The organism is Stenotrophomonas sp. YJH_SMC_25 (assembly GCF_059369595.1).
Window position 1 is genome coordinate 59,058 of record NZ_JCAFSV010000013.1, and the last position, 18,985, is coordinate 78,042.

16 protein-coding genes are annotated in these 18,985 nt (G+C 67.3%); 7 read left to right on the forward strand and 9 right to left on the reverse strand.

What is annotated here, in order from left to right:
* From lldR to AC5P7E_RS16770, 4 genes are all read right to left on the reverse strand, one after another.
* Positions 1 to 765 (reverse strand): transcriptional regulator LldR, encoded by a 765-nt coding sequence (gene lldR, locus AC5P7E_RS16755; RefSeq protein ID WP_005410034.1) that lies wholly within the window; start codon positions 763 to 765, stop codon positions 1 to 3.
* Between the two features lie 53 nt (positions 766 to 818).
* Positions 819 to 2,477 carry an L-lactate permease gene (lldP, locus tag AC5P7E_RS16760; protein WP_114619061.1) on the reverse strand — a complete coding sequence of 553 codons (1,659 nt, stop codon included), beginning with the start codon at positions 2,475 to 2,477 and terminating at the stop codon, positions 819 to 821.
* Between the two features lie 224 nt (positions 2,478 to 2,701).
* The gene (locus AC5P7E_RS16765) at positions 2,702 to 3,154 is read right to left on the reverse strand and encodes an MgtC/SapB family protein (RefSeq protein ID WP_005413774.1); all 453 of its coding nucleotides are present in this window, start codon (positions 3,152 to 3,154) and stop codon (positions 2,702 to 2,704) included.
* A 126-nt stretch (positions 3,155 to 3,280) separates the two neighbouring features.
* Positions 3,281 to 4,039, reverse strand: a complete 759-nt coding sequence (locus AC5P7E_RS16770; RefSeq protein ID WP_114619060.1) for an SDR family NAD(P)-dependent oxidoreductase — start codon at positions 4,037 to 4,039, stop codon at positions 3,281 to 3,283.
* Between the two features lie 447 nt (positions 4,040 to 4,486).
* Here AC5P7E_RS16770 and AC5P7E_RS16775 point away from each other — a divergent pair, with 447 nt between their 5' ends.
* Positions 4,487 to 5,440 carry a helix-turn-helix transcriptional regulator gene (locus AC5P7E_RS16775; protein WP_005413776.1) on the forward strand — a complete coding sequence of 318 codons (954 nt, stop codon included), beginning with the start codon at positions 4,487 to 4,489 and terminating at the stop codon, positions 5,438 to 5,440.
* Between the two features lie 218 nt (positions 5,441 to 5,658).
* Here the strand turns inward: AC5P7E_RS16775 and AC5P7E_RS16780 are convergent, their stop codons facing one another.
* From AC5P7E_RS16780 to AC5P7E_RS16790, 3 genes are all read right to left on the reverse strand, one after another.
* Complete coding sequence (locus AC5P7E_RS16780; RefSeq protein WP_062607261.1) at positions 5,659 to 7,569, reverse strand: CocE/NonD family hydrolase; 1,911 nt, start codon at positions 7,567 to 7,569, stop codon at positions 5,659 to 5,661.
* Positions 7,570 to 7,790: 221 nt separating this feature from the next.
* The gene (locus AC5P7E_RS16785) at positions 7,791 to 8,177 is read right to left on the reverse strand and encodes a DUF4440 domain-containing protein (RefSeq protein WP_088430775.1); all 387 of its coding nucleotides are present in this window, start codon (positions 8,175 to 8,177) and stop codon (positions 7,791 to 7,793) included.
* On the reverse strand, positions 8,177 to 9,535 hold the full coding sequence (locus AC5P7E_RS16790; protein WP_088430773.1) for an MFS transporter: 1,359 nt from the start codon (positions 9,533 to 9,535) through the stop codon (positions 8,177 to 8,179). Before AC5P7E_RS16790 ends, AC5P7E_RS16785 begins: the two co-directional genes overlap by 1 nt.
* 105 nt (positions 9,536 to 9,640) lie before the next feature.
* Between AC5P7E_RS16790 and AC5P7E_RS16795 the strand changes: the two genes are divergently transcribed.
* Complete coding sequence (locus AC5P7E_RS16795) at positions 9,641 to 10,537, forward strand: LysR family transcriptional regulator (RefSeq protein ID WP_062607268.1); 897 nt, start codon at positions 9,641 to 9,643, stop codon at positions 10,535 to 10,537.
* A 101-nt stretch (positions 10,538 to 10,638) separates the two neighbouring features.
* Here AC5P7E_RS16795 and AC5P7E_RS16800 read toward each other — a convergent pair whose 3' ends face one another.
* The gene (locus AC5P7E_RS16800; RefSeq protein ID WP_114619059.1) at positions 10,639 to 13,434 is read right to left on the reverse strand and encodes a beta-glucosidase family protein; all 2,796 of its coding nucleotides are present in this window, start codon (positions 13,432 to 13,434) and stop codon (positions 10,639 to 10,641) included.
* Between the two features lie 337 nt (positions 13,435 to 13,771).
* Here AC5P7E_RS16800 and AC5P7E_RS16805 point away from each other — a divergent pair, with 337 nt between their 5' ends.
* Together AC5P7E_RS16805 and AC5P7E_RS16810 are read left to right on the forward strand one after the other, a co-directional pair.
* Complete coding sequence (locus AC5P7E_RS16805; protein WP_005410044.1) at positions 13,772 to 14,206, forward strand: VOC family protein; 435 nt, start codon at positions 13,772 to 13,774, stop codon at positions 14,204 to 14,206.
* A gap of 287 nt (positions 14,207 to 14,493) precedes the next feature.
* On the forward strand, positions 14,494 to 15,198 hold the full coding sequence (locus tag AC5P7E_RS16810; RefSeq protein WP_114619058.1) for an AraC family transcriptional regulator: 705 nt from the start codon (positions 14,494 to 14,496) through the stop codon (positions 15,196 to 15,198).
* Positions 15,199 to 15,207: 9 nt separating this feature from the next.
* Here the strand turns inward: AC5P7E_RS16810 and AC5P7E_RS16815 are convergent, their stop codons facing one another.
* Complete coding sequence (locus tag AC5P7E_RS16815) at positions 15,208 to 16,086, reverse strand: sterol desaturase family protein (protein ID WP_223846425.1); 879 nt, start codon at positions 16,084 to 16,086, stop codon at positions 15,208 to 15,210.
* Positions 16,087 to 16,228: 142 nt separating this feature from the next.
* Here AC5P7E_RS16815 and AC5P7E_RS16820 point away from each other — a divergent pair, with 142 nt between their 5' ends.
* From AC5P7E_RS16820 to AC5P7E_RS16830, 3 genes are all read left to right on the forward strand, one after another.
* Complete coding sequence (locus AC5P7E_RS16820) at positions 16,229 to 17,179, forward strand: LysR family transcriptional regulator (protein ID WP_181453421.1); 951 nt, start codon at positions 16,229 to 16,231, stop codon at positions 17,177 to 17,179.
* A 92-nt stretch (positions 17,180 to 17,271) separates the two neighbouring features.
* Entirely contained in the window at positions 17,272 to 17,922 is a 651-nt protein-coding gene (locus AC5P7E_RS16825) for a DsbA family oxidoreductase (protein ID WP_012480588.1), read from the forward strand.
* A 35-nt stretch (positions 17,923 to 17,957) separates the two neighbouring features.
* A complete protein-coding gene (locus tag AC5P7E_RS16830; protein ID WP_005410050.1) occupies positions 17,958 to 18,965 on the forward strand; it encodes a cyclase family protein in 1,008 nt (335 codons plus the stop codon).
* Positions 18,966 to 18,985 lie beyond the last annotated feature (20 nt).

Below are 18,985 nucleotides of genomic sequence, written 5' to 3' on the forward strand. Positions count from 1 at the left end.
TCAACCGTGTGGGGAAGGTAGACGCGAGGCCCGCGCACGCCGGGCTTCGTTGTCATCGAGCGTGCGCAGCGTGGTGTGCACGAACTCGAGGTGGGCATGCGCGGCGGCGCGCGCGCGTTCGGGGTCGCCGGCCAGCACCGCGTCCATCATCTCGCGGTGCTGGTCGGACAACGGCGAGAAGGTCCTCGCCGAGGTATAGAGCTTCTCGCGGCTCTGCGAGATGTTGGTCTGCAGCAGCTCGAACAGTCCGCGCATCACCTGCAGCAGCACCAGGTTGTGCGAGGCCTCGGCAATGGACAAGTGGAAGGCCGCGTCGGCCTCCGCTTCACCGGTGGGGTCGTTCTTGCCGTGCGCGTCCATCATGGTCTGGAAGGCCTGCGCGATGCGCGTGCGGTCCTCGTCGGTGGCTCGCAGCGCCGCATGCCAGGCGGTGGCACCTTCCAGCGCGTGGCGGATCTCCAGCACGTCGAAGCGGTATTCCGGGTCGCCCTGGAACAGCGGCAGGTACGGCGCCAGCGGTTCATCCAGCGCCTGCCGCGCGCGCGCCGCCGGTTCGGCCACGTAGGTGCCGCCACCGACCCGTGCGGTCAGCAGGCCCTGGCTGGCCAGCTGCGCGATGGCCTCGCGCAACGCCGTTCGCGAGACCCCCAGCTGCACCGCCAGGGTGCGTTCGGCCGGCAGCCGGTCGCCCGGCTGCAGCCGCTGTTCCTGCACCAGGCCGCGCAGCTGTGCGGCCACCTTGTCCGAGATACGTTGCGTGCTCATGGCGCCATTGTGGCCCGAAGCGCGTAACAGGGGGTCAGGCCGCGCGGCATGGCTCAGGGAATCATCCATGTCAGCCAGTAGGCCTGGGCCAGGGTGATCAGGCCGACCATGGTGGTGAAGACCAGGCTGTGCTTGACCGTGAAACGGAACAGGTCCGATTCCTTGCCGGCCAGGCCAACCGCCGCGCAGGCAATGGCGATCGACTGCGGCGAGATCATCTTGCCGGTGACGCCGCCGGTGGTGTTGGCCGCCACCAGCAGCACGTCGGACACGCCGATCTGCTGTGCGGTGGTCGCCTGCAGCGCCGAGAACAGCGCATTGGACGAGGTGTCCGAGCCGGTCAGGAACACGCCCAGCCAGCCCAGGAACGGCGAGAAGAACGGAAAGGCGTCGCCGGTGTGCGCCAGTGCCAGCGCCAGCGTTGCCGACAGGCCCGAATAGTTGGCGATGAACGCGAAGGCCAGCACCATGCCGATCGAGTAGATCGGCATGCGCAGCTCACGCACGGTTTCGCCGAAGGTCTGCAGCGCCGACCGGGCCGGCATGCGCAGCGCGATGATCGCGATCACCGCCGCGAGGATGATCGAGGTGCCGGTGGCCGAGAACCAGTCGAACTTGTAGACCGCCTCATAGCTGAGCGGCGCGTCCACGATCGGCGGCATCTTCTGCACCCTCTGGTCCAGGCCCGGCACCGGGAGCTTCAGCACCCAGCTTTCCAGCGGGCCGCCTGCCGCGAACAGCGACTTGAACGGCTTGATGCTCCACAGCGTGACCATCGCGGTGAGGATCAGGAACGGCGACCACGCCTTGGCGATCTGGCCGACGCTGTAGCGCGGCGCCTCCAGTGCCTGTGCGGTCGCCTCGGCGCTGGTTTCGGTATCGAAGCGGAAGATCCGTACCGGCTTCCAGCGGCGCAGGAACAGGGTCAGGCAGACCAGCGACGCCAGCGAGGCGGTGATGTCCGGCAGTTCCGGACCGATGAAGTTGGAGGTCAGGTACTGCGCGATGGCGAAGGAGCCACCGGCCACCAGCACCGCCGGCCAGGTTTCCTTGATGCCACGCCAGCCATCCATGATCGCCATGATCCAGAACAGCACGATGACGGTCAGGAACGGCAGCTGGCGGCCGGCCATCTGGCCGATCTCGAAGGCATCCAGGCCGGTGACCTGCCCGGCCACGATGATCGGAATGCCCATTGCACCGAACGCCACCGGCGCGGTGTTGACGATCAGGCACAGGCCGGCGGCATACAGCGGCTTGAAGCCCAACCCGACCAGCAATGCCGCGGTGATCGCCACTGGCGCACCGAAACCGGCCGCGCCTTCCAGGAAGGCACCGAAGGCGAAGCCGACCATCAGCATCTGCAGGCGCTGGTCTTCGGTCACCGACAGGATCGAAGCGCGGATGATGTCGAACTGACCGGTCTTGACCGAGACCTTGTAGAGGAACACCGCGCCGATGATGATCCAGGCAATAGGCCAAAGGCCGTAGACGAAGCCGAAGCCGGCCGCACCCAGCGCCTGGCTCAGCGGCATGCGGTAGAACAGCAGGGCCACGCCAAGCGCGATGGCCACGGTGATCGTGCCGGCCAGCCAGCCTTTCATGCGCAGCACGGCCAGGGCAACGAAGAAGAACGCGATGGGCAGCAGCGCGATCAGGCTCGACAACCACAGGTTGCCGGCGGGGTCGTACAGGTGTTGCCAGGGCTGCATGAAGACTCTCGACTGGATGCGGAAGGTGCCCCACCGCAGGCGGTGGATCGCCGTGGCTGTCGATTATTGGTCGTACCAATAATGGTTTCGATCAGACCACTTACAGCGGATTTAACCGCCACTCCGGCGAGGAACCTATTAGACCATAGGGCTAGATGCCATATTGGTCCGACCATTTAGTCCGCATGGTAGTGCCGGCCGCTGGCCGGCAATTCGAGATTCCCCTACGAGATCCGTTTCTCCAGCCGCCGCATCACCGCCAGCACCAGCACGCACAGCACGCTCACCCCGATGGCGATCACGTACTTGCTGATCCCCACCGCAATCCCGATGGCCGCTGCCATGATCAGCGAGCTGGCCGTGGTCAGGCCGCTGACCTGGTCCTCGCGTGACCCACGCAGGATGGTGCCAGCGGCAACGAAGCCGACACAGGCCACCACCGCTTCGATCAGGCGCACCGGATCAACCTGCAGCAGGTCGCGGTAGCGCTCCTGCTGGAAATGCTCGGCCACCGAGTCGCCAAGGCCGACGATCAACGCGGCGGCCCCTGCGATCAGCATGTGCGTACGCAGGCCAGCGGCGTGCTTGCCCATCTCGCGCTCGACGCCGAGCACGCCGCCGAACAGCATCGCTGCGGCAACGCGCAGCAGGATCGAGACATCCTGGGTAAGTTCCATGGGAAAGCTCCGGAATTTTCCCGGAGCGTCGCGCGGCGATCGTGGGACGGCGGTGAAGGCGATGGCACGCCTTCTTCACCGCACGCATTCATCCACGCATGGCGTGGATCTACTGACCGCATTCGCTCACTGCGCCAGGTAGCCACCATCGATGGCGTAGTACGCGCCGGTCGCGAACGACGCATCGTCGCTGGCCAGCCAGGCCACCAGCGCCGCCACTTCCTCGGCCGTACCCAGCCGCTTCAAGGCGTGACGGCCTTCCAGCGTGGCGCGCACCTTCGGGTCCATCTTCTCCAGCAGCGGTGTGCTGATGAAGCCCGGGCCGACCGCGTTGACACGAACGCCGTCGGCGGCATGTTCCCAGGCGGCGGTCTGGGTCAGCCCGACCACGCCGTGCTTGGCCGCCGCATAAGCGGTGGAACCGGCATACCCCACCTGGCCCAGGATCGAGGCCATGTTGATGATGCTGCCGCCGCTTCCAGCGGCTCGCATTGCCCGGATCTGCGCACGCTGGCACAGGAACACGCTGGTCAGGTTGACGTCGATGACCCGCTGCCAGCCATCAATCGGATAGTCACCGCTGCTGGCGGCCGGCCCGCCGATACCGGCGTTGTTGACCGCCACATGCAGGCCGTCGAGTTCCTTGATCGTGCGCTGCACCGCCGCCTCCACCGCTGCGTCGTCGGTGACGTCCAGCGCGATGCCAATCGCCTGTGCACCGGCATCGCGCAACTGCGCCACGGTGGCATCCACCGCATCCTGCTTCAGGTCCCAGACCGAGATCCGCGCGCCGGACGCCGCCAGGGTCTGCGCCACGGCCAGACCAATGCCGGACACGCCGCCGGTCACGATCGCGGTCTTGCCGGTGAGTTGGTAATCAATCATCTGCGTTCTCCATCAGTGGGGGTATCGGAGTGGCCTGCAGCAGCCAACTACCCCACCCTACGCGCGTGCCTGTGATGGCCTGGCTGACACCGCGTCTACGGGTGATCGTTCCAGCCATGAAACCTCAACTCAAGTTGATGTATGGAATTACGTACGGATATGAATGCAAAACGCCGGCGTATGCTCGGCGGCATTCTCACTTTGGCCGTAATCGTCAATCGTTTTGACCCTATTGGAATCAAAAGCGCGCGAATCGAGGCGACAATGGGAAACGTTTCCAGTTTCTTCGACACACTCCATTCAACCTGGCGTTTCCCTAGCCATCCAGAGTGCCCACGCCACTGCTTCCCAGCATGCCTGCGCGGGTAACGACCGGATCCGCATCTGCGTTGCAGAGCGCGTGGGCGAGGTAGTGCCAGCGTCCACCTCCAAAGTACGTGCCGAGCGATGTCCCGATACTTCACTTTTGCCGATTACCGCCGCTTCGGCCACCGTCATGGCTTCGATTACCGCGCTGACCCGGAACACCTGCGCGACGACCAGTGGGCCGGCCATGGCGAGGTCAACGAGCAGTTCCTGCGCGGCGGCATGAGCCTGATCGCCTCCGACGTCCATAATCGCTTTCCTTATGTAGCGACCGCCCAGCAGAGTCCCGGCCTGGCCATCCGCGTGATGCTGCAGGGCCAGGTCGATGTGCGCATTCCGCGACGCGGTGGTTTCACCCTGCGCGCCGGCACCGCGATGACCGCGCACCACCGCGAGCAGGTCGAGATGACCGGTGCGCATCCCGGCGAAACGCGCATGCGCGGCGTCAGCGTCATGGTGCCAGGCCAGATCGATCCGGATCTGTTCCATCTGCCGCAGCTGGAGACCGCGCTCAACAGCCACCTGGAATGCCGCCACTGGGCCATTCCGCATACCCTGCTGCCGGTACTCGGCCAGTTGTTCGACAGCCCATGGGAAGATGGCATCGACGCCTTGTGGCGCGAGGGCGTTGCTCTGCAGCTGCTGGCCGTTGGCCTGAAGGCCGAGGATCTGCAGACCGACCCTGTACGAACGCTGCGGGCCGGCCAGCGCGAGCGCCTGGAGCGCGTGCGTGCCTACCTGCATGACGACCCCAGCCACGCCCACAGCCTGGTCGAGCTGGCCCAGCTGGCCTGCATGAGCCCCAGCTCGCTGCGCCGTCATTTCGCCCAGCAGTACGGCTGCTCGGTGTTCGACTACCTGCACGAGCAGCGCATGCGCCACGCCGAACAGGGCCTGCGCGAGGACGGCTGGACGGTCGAGCAGGCCGCCGCCGCCAGCGGCTACCGCCACCCCAGCAACTTCGCCGCGGCATTCCGCAAGCGTTTCGGCCTGGTCCCCAGCCGCTGGCGCACGGGCCCCTCGAAGGTGGGGTGAGGTGCCTTGGTAGGTGCCGACCTTGGTCGACACGCTCCCGCGCCATCGCGGATGCCGGCCAGCGGCCGGCACTACCGCAGCCGCCTGAATCGAAGTGCCATGGCCCAGCCTTGGTAGGTGTCGACCTTGGTCGACACGCTCCTGCGCCATCGCGGATGCCGGCCAGCGGCCGGCACTACACGTGCTGCCGGGCTATGCCCGGCGTCATCCTCTCCGCCTCAATACACCGGCAGATCGATGTAGCTCGCCTGCGCCGCGCTGTGCCAGACCCGCTGCGTGGCCTTCTGGTAATCGCCTGGCTTGGCCAGGTAGATGTTCGGCACGTAGGTCTGCGGGTTGCGGTCGTACAGCGGGAACAGGCTGGACTGCACCTGCACCATCACCCGGTGGCCCTTCTGGAACGTGTGGTTGGCATTGGGCAGGCCGAAGCGGTACGGCAGCACCTGGTTCGCCGCCAGCGGCTTCGGATCGCTGAAGCTTTCGCGGTAGCGGCCACGGAAGATCGCCAGCGACACAGGCAGCTCGTAGCCACCCATCTCCGGCGTCGACGCTTCCTGGTCCGGATACACGTCGATCAGCTTCACCACCCAGTCACTGTCGGTGCCACTGGTCGAGGCCTGCAGGTGCACTACCGGCGCGCCGCCGATGCGCAGCGGCGCGGTCAGCGGTTCGGTGATGAAGGTCAGCACGTCCGGGCGACCATCGACAAAGCGCTGGTCCTTGACCAGCCAGGTGGTCCACATGTCGCGGTCACCGAAGCGGACCGGACGCGGCACGAACGGCACCGGCTTGGCCGGGTCGGACACGTACTCCTCGAAGTCGCCCTCGCCCGCCGCCGGCGCCTGGAATGCCAGCTTGCCGCCGGCCCGCAGGTACAACGGCTTGCTGCTGGCAGCACAGCCCTTGTCGCAGCTGCGCGGCCAACCCTTCAGGCGATCCCAGTGGTTTTCGCCGGTGTTGTAGACCAGCACCGGCGGCGTGTCGGCCTTCGGCGCGCCATCCACCAGGTACTGGTCGAAGAACGGCTTGAGCACATCACGGCGGAACTGCAGCGCGGTATCGCCGTCGAACTTCAGCGCGCCCAGTTCGCTGCCGCTGTAGTTCACCTGGCTGTGCCGCCACGGCCCCATCACCAGGTAATTGCGGTTGTTGCCGCTGTCGCGCCCTTCCATTGCCTGGTAGGCGTGGTTGGCGCCCCACATGTCCTCTTGGTCCCACAGGCCCTGCAGCCACATGGTCGGCACCTTCAACGGTGTTTTCGCCATCACCGCGTCCAGCGCCTGACCCTGCCAGAAGCCGTCATAGGCCGGGTGCTCGACCAGCTTCTTCCACCAGGTCAGCTGGTCCACGCCGGTGAAGCGCGCGTAGTCGCCAGCCGAACCGATCCGCAGGAAAGTGCTGTAGTCGTCATAGCCGAGGCTGGGCAGCGGCGTACCCTTGCCGCGCTTCTCGGTCTGCATCGCGAAATAGTTGAAGTTGACCTGGCGGAACGCACCGTAGTTGAGCCAGTCGTCGCCCATCCAGCCATCGACCATCGGGCTCTGCGGTGCGGCCACCTTCAGCGCCGGATGCGGGTCGGTCAGCGCCATCACCACGGTGAAGCCCTCGTACGACGAGCCGAGCATGCCGACCTTGCCATTGCTCTCCGGCACGTTCTTCACCAGCCAGTCGATGGTGTCCCAGGCGTCGGTGGAGTGGTCGACTTTGGTGTTGTTCAACGGCCCGCGCAACGGCCGGGTCATCACGTAATCGCCTTCGGAGCCGTACTTGCCACGGATGTCCTGGAACACGCGGATGTAACCGCCGTCGACGAACACCTCGTCGCCCTGCGGCAGCAGGTCGCGCATGCGCGGCGAATCACTGCGGCTGGCGCGGCCAGCGGCATCGTAGGGCGTGCGGGTCAGCAGGATCGGGGCATTGCGGGCGCCCTTGGGCACCACGATCACCGTATACAGCTTGGTGCCATCACGCATCGGCACCATCACCACGCGCTTGTCGTAGTCACGACCGACATCGGGGGCAACGAAGGGCTTGCCGCTGATGTCCGGGGTCATCGGCGGGGTATCGGCGGCCAGCACGGTGCTGGACAGGCAAAGGGCAATGGCTACAGCGACGGCACGCACACGCATGGACAACCCCTCCCGGCAGGAAAGCCTCAAGCCTACTCCTGCCTCGAGCCGTGAGGTGTGGGCGGGCTTTGCATTCTGCGGCGGATGCAGGCAGGACTGATGGCACATGTGCCCGCGGTGCCGCCGCGCTCGCCAACGACCGGTAGTGCCGGCCGCTGGCCGGCAACTTCATGATCCTGGGGCGCGTTACGCGGTTGCCGGCCAGCGGCCGGCACTACCGGTCAGGCCATCGGCACTTCGTGCAGCGCCAACCAGCGCCAGCGACCCTGCTCCCGCCGCAGCACGGCCAACGATTCGCGCCATGTGAGCTGGCCGCTATCGAGCGAATGCCCTTCGCGATAACGCAGCACCGCCAGCGGTGACAGCGCATCCACCGCCTGCACGGCTTCGATGGAAATCTGCAGCCCTGGACGCGCGCCATGACCACCCGCGAACAGTGCCTGCACGGCATTCCGGTCCAGCCTGCGACCCGCGATGCCGACCATGCTGAAGTCCGCGCAGAAATGCGCCATCAGATCGTCCAGCGCATCGGCGCCGACATCGGCACGGAACCAGGCCTGCAGCTTGTCGTGCAGGTGGTGGACTTCATGTTCTGCGGTGGTAGCCATCAAGTGTTCTCCGGTTGCGAAAGGGTGAGCAACTGCGGCCAGCGCAGCAGCGCCATCGGCAGCAAGGTCAGTACCGCGGCCAGACCCAGCGCCATGCCGGTGGCGTGGGCCGGCAGCCATTGCATGGCCAATGCGAGCAACAGCGCAATGGCGGCAGTACCAAGGCAGAAACTGAGCTGACGGTTGAGGTTCCAAAGGGCACTGGCATCGCCCAGCGCTTCGCCCTCCACGCCGTGGAACGCCAGCGCCTGCGCGGTGCTGCTGCACAGGCTGCCGCCGGCGCCCATCAGCGCGAACAGCAGCCCGGCCAACGCGAAGGCCGGCTGCGGCAGCAGCGCCATCAACAGCAGGCCGCTGGCCTGCAGGAGCATGCCCGCACGCAGTACCGTGGCCGGGCCGAAGCGCGCCAGCAGGCGCTTGCTGGCCGTGATCGCAATGGCCGAGGCCAGCGCCCAGGGCAGCATCAACCCGCCGATGCGTGCCGCGCTGTAACCGGCCTGGTGCAGCTGCAGGGTACTGACCAGCTGACTGCCGATGAACACACCGGGCACTGCCAGATAGACCAGCATCGCCAGGCGCAGGCCCCGATGGGACAGCAGCGACCAGCGCAGCAGGGGCTGCGTCTGCTGCCGTGCATGCCGCAGGTGGGCCGCCGCCAACAGCATTGCGATCAACAGCATTACGGCACCGGCGGCCCGATGGCCGGGTTCACCCAGCCAGGTCAGCGCCAGCAGCAACGCGCCCAGCGCCAGCATCGCGGTAGACAGCGCATAGGCCTGCAGGCGCGGCGCACTGCGCGCGCCATCGGCCGGCATCCAGGCCAGCACCAGCCCGATCGCCACCACGGCCAGCGGCAGGCTGGCCCAGAGCACACCGCGCCAGGACAACCACTGCACCAGCAGCCCACCGAGCGCGGGCGCCAGTGCCGGCACCAGCAGCGCCACCAGCAGGATGCGGCGGGTCAGCGCGCCACGCTGGTCGGACGTGCATTGTCGGTACGCTGCCGCCTGTGCCACCGGAATCAGCAGGCCACCGGCCAGCCCCTGCAGCAGGCGCCAGCCCAGCAGCCAGCCGATACCCGGTGCGGCGCCGGCCAGCACAGCGGCAACCGCGAACAACAGCAACGCCACCAGCAGCAGGCGACGCTCACCACAGCGCGCGGCCAACCAAGGCGCCAGCGGAATCACCACGCTCAGGCCCAGCATGTAGGCGGTGCCCACCCAGGCCAGGGTACCGACATCAGCGTGCAGTTCCGCTGCCAGTGCCGGATAGGCCACCGTGGCGATGAACATGTTGACCAGATCCAGGGCGAACGCCAGCAGGAAGATCGCCTCATGGCGCAGGCGGGGGGACGGCATCGGCGGCGCTCCAGCAGGGAAGCGGCCAGCATGCCGTGCGGGCCTTGTTGGAAAAACACGACAGCAACTGCAACACTGTCAAATCCACTTTGACAATGAATTGCCATGGTCAGCCTCGATCGCTTCGATATCTTCCGCGCCGTGGTCGAGGCCGGCAGCCTCACCGCAGCAGCTGATCGGCTCGGCCTCAGCCGCGCGGTGGTCAGCTTCAACCTGAAGCGGCTGGAGCAGGAGCTGGGCGTGACCCTGCTGTTGCGAAGTACCCGCCACTTGGCCCTGACGGACGCTGGCGAGCAGTTCCTGCAGCACTGCGTGCAGGCGCTGGATGCCGCACAGGCAGCGATCGATGCCGCGCGCCGCGACCAGCACCAGCTTCAGGGCGTGCTGCGCCTGACCACCACCCCGGAGTACGCGCAGCTACGCTTGATTCCTGCGCTGGAGGCGTTCCGTGCGCGGCACCCGGCGCTGCAGCTGCACCTGTCCACGTCTCCCGCGCCGGCGGACCTGATTCCCGAGCGCTTCGACCTGGCGATCCGTCTTGGCCGTCTGCCCGATTCGGGCCTGCACGCCAGCGAACTGGAACGCCATCCACTGTGCCCCGTGGCGGCTCCGTCCCTACTGGCACGCCTGCCCTCTGCCGATGCTGCCGATGACCCCGTGCAGCTGGGCACCCTGCCCCGCCTGGGCTACCCACGCCTGGCCGACGTGCCGGTGGTGGCGCCGGATGGCAGCGACGCCCTGTTTGCCACCAACCCGGGCAATGCGGTGGTGCGCGTAGATGGTGCCAGCAGCCTGCGTGCCTTCGCCGTGGCCGGCGCCGGGGTCACCGTGCTGCCACGCTGGCTGATCGAGGACGACCTGGCCCAGGACCGGCTGCGCCCGGTGCTGCGCCAGCACCGCTTCCCGCAGCAGAGCGTATACGCGGTCTACCCGCACAGCACGCAGCCCTCACCGAAGGTGCGGCAGCTGATCGATTTCCTGCGCGGGTGGTTTGGCAAATGAAAAAAGGGGACGGAGGGGATTAAGTCGTTTGTGCATAAGCGACTTAATCCCCTCCGTCCCCTTTTTCAGACACGGCCCTGTGCGGGCCGTGTCTTCAGGCATCAGCGCAGCACCTGCTCCACCAGCCGCACGTCCACCGTCTGCAGCGGCTCGGCGGCGTTGCGCGACAGCTGCACCTGGTAGGTGCCGCCGTCGATCTTCCACTGGCGCGCCTGTGCATCGTAGTGGGCCAGGGTCTTCGGCTCGGCTTCGATGCGGATGCGGCGCTGTTCGCCCGGCTGCAGGTTCACCTTGTCATAGCCGATCAGGCGGATCGGCGTGGTGCTGCCGGCCGGCAGCTTCAGGTACAGCTGGGCCACGTCGGCACCGGCACGCTTGCCGGTGTTGCGGATGTCGACGCTGGCGACCAGGCGCGAGCCCTCCACGCTCACCTTCAGATTTTCATAGGTGAACGAGGTGTAGGACAGCCCGTGGCCGAAGGCGAAGGTCGGGGTCAGGCCCTTGGCCGCCATCCACTTGTAGCCGACGTTGGCGCCTTCGATATCGAAATCGAACACATCACCAAACGGCTTGGCCGGCATGAAGCCGAGGCCGTCGATATGCGGGCGTGGCAGCTGCGATTCATCCACCACCCAGGTCACCGGCAGGCGACCCGACGGATTGACCTGGCCGGTCAGCAGCGCGGCGATGCCTTCGCCACCGCGGATGCCCGGGTACCAGGCCTGCAGCATCGCCGGCACCTGCGCCAGCCACGGCGTGCGCACCGGGCCATTGGTTTCCAGCACCAGCACGGTCTTCGGGTTGGCCTTGGCCACTGCCGAGATCAAGGCATCCTGGTTGTCCGGCAGCTGCATGTCCGGCAGGTCCACCGATTCGGCGGCCCACTGGGTAGCGAACACGATGGCCACGTCGGCCTGCGCGGCGGCCTTGGCCGCAGCGGCGGCATTGGTCCCGTCCACATACGCAATGGTCGCGTCCGGGCGCGCCGCACGCAGCGATTCCAGCGGCGAGGACGGGTGGAAGATCACCGGGCCCGGCCAGGTGGTCGGCATCACGCCCGGCACCGCATTGGTGCCCTTGGCGGTGACACCCACCATCGACGAACCACCGCCGCCGATCACGCCCTTGTCGGCATGGCCGCCGATGATGACGATGCGCTTCACGCTGTCGGCCAGCGGCAGCAGGTTGCCCTCATTGCGCAGCAGCACGCTGCCCTCTTCCACCGTGCGCTGGGCAACGGCGAAGCCGGCCTCGGCATCCACCTTCTGGTGCTGCGGCGGGTTGTCGAAGTTGCCATGCAGGAACATCGTGCGCAGGATGCGCGCCACCATGTCGTTCAGGCGCGCCTGCGGCACTACGCCGCCGTGCACGGCCAGGCGCAGCGGTTCGTCGAAGAACACCGCCGCGTCGAACACTTCACCGGCCGACTGCTGATCGAGGCCAGCCAGCGCCGCCTTCGAACCACTGTGCACGCCGCCCCAGTCGGACATCACGAAACCGGGGAACTTCCATTCCTGCTTCAGCACCTGGTTCATCAGGTAGCCGTTCTCGCAACCGTAGGTGCCGTTGATCTTGTTGTACGAGCACATCGCCACGCCGGGGCGACCGGCTTCAAGCGCGATCTCGAAGGCCAGCAGGTCCGACTCGTGCATGGCCTGTTCGCCGATGCGCACGTCGTGAAAGTTGCGGCGGGTCTCCATGTCGTTCAGCGCGAAGTGCTTCATCGAGGAGATCACGTGCTGGCTCTGCACGCCCTGGATCAGCGCGCCAACCATCGAGCCGGCCAGCAGCGGATCTTCACCGGCATATTCGAAGTTGCGGCCGTTGCGCGGGTCGCGCTGCAGGTTGACGCTGCCCGACAGCAGGATGTTGAAGCGCTGCTGCCATGCCTCGCGGCCCATCGTGGCGCCACCGGCGAAGGCGACTTCACGGTTCCAGCTCGATGCGGTGGACGGGCCCGACGGCATCGCCGTGGCGAAATCGCCCGGGCGGATGCCACCCGGATTGGTCACGCCGACGCCGGCATCGGCCGACTGCTGCGACGGAATGCCCAGCCGTGCCACGCCCGGCACGAAACCGGCCGAACCGACCGCGCCTTCCGGCAACGGGCCACCGTCCTTGCCCAGCCCGAAGTAGCTGTGCAGCATCTGGAACTTCTCATCCTCGGTCATCGCCTTCAGCAGCAGCGCAGCGCGTGCATCGGCGTTGAGGGTGGTGTCCATCCACGGCGTGTCGCCGTGCTTGTCGGCGGCATAGGCCAGGGTCAGCAACGTGGCGCGCAGCGTGCTGCCGGCCACCTTGAACGGCGCACTGCTGGCGGCCTGGAAACCGTCGCTGAAATAGCTGACATCGGCTTCCAGCGCCACACGCGCCGGATCGAAGCCTGCGGCCTTGGCCGATTCACCAGCCACCGCGCCGAGCAGCACCGCCGGTGCACCCAGCCGCGAACGGGTGACCAGTGCCGGCAGCTGCGCTGCACCTGCACCGGCATCGGTATAGACCGCCACGGTGTGGCGGCCGTCGTCCAGGCGCAGGTAGTTCAGGCCCGGCTGGTCGGGGCCGGATTCAGCGGCGATCGGCAGCCGGGTCAGCACGGCCTGGCCGCGCTGGGTCTGGCCATCGTCCTTGCCCGCAGCAATGAAGCGGTACGCGTAGCCCAGGCCGTCGGCCAGCACCTGCAGCGGATCGACCTGGCCGATGCCGCGCTGCACCTGGCGCACGCTCACCGCGTCCACCTGCAGGGTCTTCAGCTGGGCGGCCAGGGCCGGCATCGCCTCGGCGGTCGGGGCCTGTTCCAGGGTCAGCACAGTGAACGCGGCGGGGTCGGCCCAGGCCGGGGCGGCCAGTACGGCAGACAGGGCCAAGGACAGTGCAAGCGGCTTTGTAAACGTTTTCATCGGCAGGCGTAATTCCGTTGCCAAGGCAATCGGTCCAGGGAAAGTGCCGCCGAAGGGTGCAGCGTTCATGCCGCGCAGGGGTTGCCAGGCAACGTCCCGCAGGCCGATGGACGAGCCGGTCTGCGCGCGGGACCCTCCTCCCGGCGTGACAACCTGCCTGCCCGGGCCGCGCAGGGCGACCCAATCCTGTGAAGATTGTGCGAGGGCGTTCACACCTGTCAACAGGACCTAAGTCACAGGGGCAACCCGGCCAGCGGTTATCAGGCCATCACCGGCGGTCATCAGCGCGCCGCGCGAGGCTGCCGATAATGAGGGTCCCTGGCCACGAACCGAGCCCATGACCGTCCATCGCGACTTCGACCATCTCTGGCGCGACCGCTGTGACACCTCCAGCCAGCGCGCGCCGCGCGTGCTGATCCGGGTGTTCGTGGCACCCGGTGAGCTGGAACGCAGTGTGGCCTTCTACGAGCAGCTGCAGGGCGTGGTGGCCGATGCGGGGTTCCCGTTTCCGGAGGCCGGGCTGCGTCTGGCGATGGTCGGTGCGTTCCTGTTGATCGAGGGCAGCGAGACGGCGCTGGCGCCGTTCACTTCGACCACGGGAACGCTGCTGGTCGACGATGTTCGGCCCTATCACGACAAGCTGGTGGCGGCGGGCGCCGAGATCATTTTCCCGTTGCAGGTGGTACCCACTGGGGCGGCGTTCAACGCGGTGCATCCCGATGGCACGGTGGTCGAGTACGTGCATCACCGGCCGGATCCGCACGGCCGGTGAGGGTGCGCACGGCCGGGCTGCGCCCGGCACCCGCAGAGGCAACGGCCAATGCAACAGCAGAAGCAAAAGCTGGGCTCCTGTGGGGTGGCGGGGTAGGTCCGGTTGCGGGGGACGGCGCAAGTACGTCCATGTAGCCTCGGTCGCGCCATCCATGGCGCTCACGCCCCCGCAACCGGACCCACCCCGCCTTCGACAATTCGCCGCAATCTGCAGTAGATCCACGCCATGCGTGGATGCTCTTCGATCAATCGTCGAATTAATCGATTTCGATGGAGATTCATCCATGTATGACGTGGATCTACAATCCCTCCATGTCCTCCCTCGCCCTGCCCTGGAATGGCACGCTGCTGCTGGATGCTCACGTGGCGGTGCTGCAGGGCCATGCCGGTGACAGCAGCGTACATGCGCACTACGCCCATCAACTGCTGCTGAGCGACGGTACGCCCTGGCAGGTCGAAGTCGATGGCGTACGGCAGCAGGGCCAACGGCTGTGGCTGCCGTCCTTCCAGCCGCACGCGATCCTGTCGGCGCCGGAAGCGGGCTGTACGGTGTTCCTTGAGCCGGCGCATGCCGACCTCGAACAGATCCAGCAGCACCTGCACTCGCTGCCCGGCACTGCGATGGAACTGCACGACTGGCTGCCACGGTTGAGCCGCCCACAGCCGCTGGACCGCCGCGTGCAGGCGGCGTTGGCCCGTATTGCCCAGCACCTGCCCGGCCCGGTGCCGGCTGCCGACATTGCCGAAGCCGCGCACCTCTCGACCAGCCAGCTGCACCGGCGTTTCCAGTCCGAGCTGGCGGTGACCCTGCGCGGCTGGGTGCTGTGGCAACGGTTGCGCCGCGCGCTGATGCATCATCTGAGCGGTCACAACCTGACCGACAGTGCGCATGCCGCTGGATTCGCCGATCTGGCCCATCTCTCGCGCAGCCTGCGCCGCATGTTCGGCATCGGTGCCGCGCAGCTGCAGGGCCTGCAGCTGCACGCGGCCTGACATGTTCAATCATTCGCGCCTGCGCAGGCCTTCCGGCAACTCCGGCACCTCGCCATGCGGCAGTTCGCGGAACGGCGCCAGCAGCTGCCCGGGATAATCGCGCGGATAGTCCGGCTGGCTGCCGATGCCAAGGTCGCGTTGCTGCAGCCGATAACCCGGCGCATCGAAGGCGGTCCCCAGCAGATGGTCCCAGGCGGTCAGGAACAGGCCGAAGTTGACGTCGCCCGCGGTGCCGTAACGCATGTGGTGGAAGCGGTGCAGCGGCGCCCAGGCCATCACCCGGCCGAGCACGCCGGGACGCATGTCCACGTTGGAGTGCTGCAGCAGCAGCTGGATGGCAATGGCGAAAGCCAGCACCGCAGCCACCGGCATCGGCAGGCCCAACAGCAGCAGCGGCAGCACGCCGCCCACCGCTTCGGCCGCCTGATGCAGCGGGTGTTTCATCAGCCCGTTGAAGCCGTACATGCGGGTGACGCTGTGATGCACCGCATGCAGCCGCCACAACCAGCCGATGCGATGGCTGGCGTAGTGCACCAGGGTGATGCCGAGATCAGCGCAGACGATGGCCAGCAGCACCTGCAGCGCGAATGGCCACTGCACCGGCCACAACTGCCACGGAATGATTGCCGCCAGCAGCGGCACCGCCGCGATCGACAGCAGGTTCAGGCTTTCGTTGACCAGTGCATGCAGGGTGTCACGCAGGCTGTCGCCGTGGTCGTGGTTGAACGCGGGGTCGTACGGCCAGGCACGCTCGGCGGCGAACGAGAGCGCGATGGCGGCCGCCAGCAAGGCCAGCAGCCACAACGGATCACCGTGGCAATGGCCGACCCAGACGACGGCAGTGGCAACGAAGCCCAGCAGGAACAGCGGGGCATACAGGCGGAGCATCCAGTGCTTCATGGGCAACCCGGAAAGTGAGGGGCCTGCATGCTGGCGTGGCATGCCGGTTACGGGCTTGAACAAACAGCGCAACCCGCGCGCACCGGGTAGACGCCGACCTTGGTCGGCGCCGCGTTTCCCACATCCACGCATGGCGCGGCTCTACAATGGCGCCCTCATCGCGCCCGGGGCCGGCATGGATTCCTTCAACCTGATGCGTGCCTTCCGCCGCATCGTCGAACGCGGCGGGCTGGCCCGCGCTGCCGAAGACCTGGGCATGTCGCCCGCCGGCCTGAGCAAGCAGCTGCGCACGCTGGAAGCGCATCTGGGCGTGGTACTGCTGCAGCGGACCACGCGGCGCATGAGCCTGACCGAGACCGGCCACGCCTATTACCGTGAATGCTGCCGCCTGCTCGACGAGCTGGACGCATTGGAACGTGGCATCGCCGAACAGCGCGGCGACGTAGCCGGGCGCCTGCGCGTCAATGCGCCGCAGTCGTTCGCACTGAGCACGCTGTCGCCGCTGCTGCCGCGCTTCCTGCAGCAGCATCCACAGCTGTCGCTGGACCTGGTGATGGAAGATCGCCTGCTCGATGCAGTCGGTGAGGGTTTCGATGTGTCGCTGCGGCTGCGTGCCGAGCTGGATGATTCACGCCTGGTGGCGCGCCGGCTGGCGTCGCTGCAGCAGGTGCTGTGCGCGGCCCCGTCCTACCTGCGGCAGCATCCGGCACCGCAGGCGGTGGACGATCTGCAGGCGCACAGCGTGCTGGCCTACAGCCTGTCCGACTCACCGGGCAGCTGGCCGCTGCTCGGCCCCGATGGCCAGGTGACGATCACCCTGCCAGCGCGCGTCACCGTCAACAACAGCCTGCTGCTGCGCGACCTGCTGGTGGCCGGCATGGGCATCGGCGCCCTGCCCTCGTTCCTGGCGGCACCCGCACTGGCCCGTGGCGAACTGCAGCAGGTGCTGCCCGACCACCGCTATCCGCCGCGCTTCGTGCATGCGGTCTACCCGACCTCGCGCCACCTGCAGCCCAAGGTGCGTGCCTTCATCGATTTCCTGCACGCCGAGCTGCCCGGCTGCGCCGGCCTGGATTCGTAACCGCCAGCGAAAACTGAGCTGCCCGCGGCGTGCTGTTTCGGCCACGCCGCGCTGCCTAATCTGCCGCCTCCCCTCTCACCGATGGCAGGCAGATGTCTTCCGTTCCTTCCCCCGCCACCGCCGCGCCGGTGGTCGATTTCTTCCACGACGTGGTCTGCGGCTGGTGCTTCGTGCTGGCCCCGCGCCTGCAGCAGGTCTCGGCCGAACTCGGCATCCAGGTGCGCCACCGCAGCTTCGTGCTGCAGGACTCGCGCGCGCAGATGGTCGAGGTGTTCGGCTCGATGGAGCGCGCCAAGGCGATCATCCTGCGCCACTGGACCGACTGCGCCGCGCATGAAGACACCGCGCGCATCGATATCGAAGGCATGCGCGCACAGGACTTCGAGTATCCGTCCGGCTGGCTCGGCGCACTGGCCTGCCAGGCCGCCGGCATGCTCGGTGGCAACGACGCCCATGGCGCGATGTTTGATGCCGTGCAATGGGCGCACCTGCACCAGCACCGCAACATCGGCGACGCCGAAGTACTGCTGGATATCGCCGAATCGCTGGGCCATCCACGTGGCGCCTTCGCTGACCACATGCGCAGCGACGCAGTACGCCAGCGCGTGCAGGCCGATCGTGCCGAAGCCGCTGCCCTCGGCATCCGTTCCATACCCACCGTGATCGGCGGCAACGGCCTGCGCCTGCAGACCCTGCCGCTGCCACACCTGCGCCAGGCCCTGGCGCCTTTGGTCGCGGCCTGAGCCGCACCCTCCCCCACCCTGCAAGGAGATTCCCCATGACCCCACGTACCCTGGCCACCGCGCTGGCCCTGCTGCTGGCCGGCACCGCCGCGTCCACCACCGTGTCCGCACACGAACGCGTTCCCTCCGGCCAGCAGGTCGGCACCAGCCCCTGGGGGCCGAAGGACGAGATCGGCCGCCTCAACCTGATCACCGAAGCCTCGCGTGCGGCGATCCTGTCACGGGTCAGTGGCGGCAAGGCCTATGACCTGGCCACCGAATACTACGTCGGCATGCCCAGCTGGCAGGATGCCGGCGACCCGCACTACCAGTTCTGGATGACCCACACCCCGCGCGGCACGGTGATGGACGACCCGATGGGCGTGGGCGAAACAATGAACCTCACCCGCAGCTACACCGGCACCGCATTCTCGATGTACAGCCACACCGGCACCCACATCGATGCGCTGAACCACTTCGGCATCCACGGGAAGATCTGGAACGGCTTCGAGGCCGACAAGCACCTCGGCGATCGTGGCTGGAATGTCACCGGCATCGAGAAGTTCCCGCCGCTGATCGCGCGTGGCGTGCTGATCGACGTGGCCGCCGCCAAGGGCGTGGACATGCTGCCTGACAGCTACCGCGTCACCCGCCAGGACCTGAAGGATGCGCTGGCACGCCAGAAGGTGAAACTGCAGCAGGGCGACGTGGTGCTGATCCGCACCGGCCGCATGCGCCTGTTCGAACAGCCCAAGGCCTACATGGCCAACCCGCCGGGCATGGGTCTGGACGCGGCACGCTTCCTGGTCGAGGACAGCGGCGCGATGATCGTCGGTGCCGACAACCTCAGCTTCGAGACCTTCCCCTCGGAGGTGTCCGACGACTACGTGCCGCTGCACACCTACCTGCTGGCCCAGCAGGGCGCGCCGATCATCGAGCTGGTGGCGCTGGACGAACTGGCCCGCGACAAGGTCTACGAGTTCGCCTTCATCGGCGGCCCGCTGAAGATCCGCGGCGGCGATGCCGCGCCGCTGCGCCCGGTGGCGCTGCCGGTACGCCCGTAACCAGGGCCTGTGGGTGCCGA

Excerpts from the sequence above, each read along its gene's own strand:
- AC5P7E_RS16810 (WP_114619058.1), top strand. The coding sequence starts at position 14,494 with ATGACGTGGATCTACAATCCCTCCATGTCCTCCCTCGCCCTGCCCTGG.
- AC5P7E_RS16815 (WP_223846425.1), bottom strand. The coding sequence starts at position 16,086 with ATGCTCCGCCTGTATGCCCCGCTGTTCCTGCTGGGCTTCGTTGCCACT.
- AC5P7E_RS16825 (WP_012480588.1), top strand. The coding sequence starts at position 17,272 with ATGTCTTCCGTTCCTTCCCCCGCCACCGCCGCGCCGGTGGTCGATTTC.
- lldR (WP_005410034.1), bottom strand. The coding sequence starts at position 765 with ATGAGCACGCAACGTATCTCGGACAAGGTGGCCGCACAGCTGCGCGGC.
- AC5P7E_RS16785 (WP_088430775.1), bottom strand. The coding sequence starts at position 8,177 with ATGGCTACCACCGCAGAACATGAAGTCCACCACCTGCACGACAAGCTG.
- AC5P7E_RS16795 (WP_062607268.1), top strand. The coding sequence starts at position 9,641 with ATGGTCAGCCTCGATCGCTTCGATATCTTCCGCGCCGTGGTCGAGGCC.
- AC5P7E_RS16765 (WP_005413774.1), bottom strand. The coding sequence starts at position 3,154 with ATGGAACTTACCCAGGATGTCTCGATCCTGCTGCGCGTTGCCGCAGCG.
- AC5P7E_RS16800 (WP_114619059.1), bottom strand. The coding sequence starts at position 13,434 with ATGAAAACGTTTACAAAGCCGCTTGCACTGTCCTTGGCCCTGTCTGCC.
- AC5P7E_RS16775 (WP_005413776.1), top strand. The coding sequence starts at position 4,487 with ATGTCCCGATACTTCACTTTTGCCGATTACCGCCGCTTCGGCCACCGT.
- AC5P7E_RS16780 (WP_062607261.1), bottom strand. The coding sequence starts at position 7,569 with ATGCGTGTGCGTGCCGTCGCTGTAGCCATTGCCCTTTGCCTGTCCAGC.
- AC5P7E_RS16820 (WP_181453421.1), top strand. The coding sequence starts at position 16,229 with ATGGCGCGGCTCTACAATGGCGCCCTCATCGCGCCCGGGGCCGGCATG.
- AC5P7E_RS16770 (WP_114619060.1), bottom strand. The coding sequence starts at position 4,039 with ATGATTGATTACCAACTCACCGGCAAGACCGCGATCGTGACCGGCGGC.
- lldP (WP_114619061.1), bottom strand. The coding sequence starts at position 2,477 with ATGCAGCCCTGGCAACACCTGTACGACCCCGCCGGCAACCTGTGGTTG.
- AC5P7E_RS16805 (WP_005410044.1), top strand. The coding sequence starts at position 13,772 with ATGACCGTCCATCGCGACTTCGACCATCTCTGGCGCGACCGCTGTGAC.
- AC5P7E_RS16790 (WP_088430773.1), bottom strand. The coding sequence starts at position 9,535 with ATGCCGTCCCCCCGCCTGCGCCATGAGGCGATCTTCCTGCTGGCGTTC.
- AC5P7E_RS16830 (WP_005410050.1), top strand. The coding sequence starts at position 17,958 with ATGACCCCACGTACCCTGGCCACCGCGCTGGCCCTGCTGCTGGCCGGC.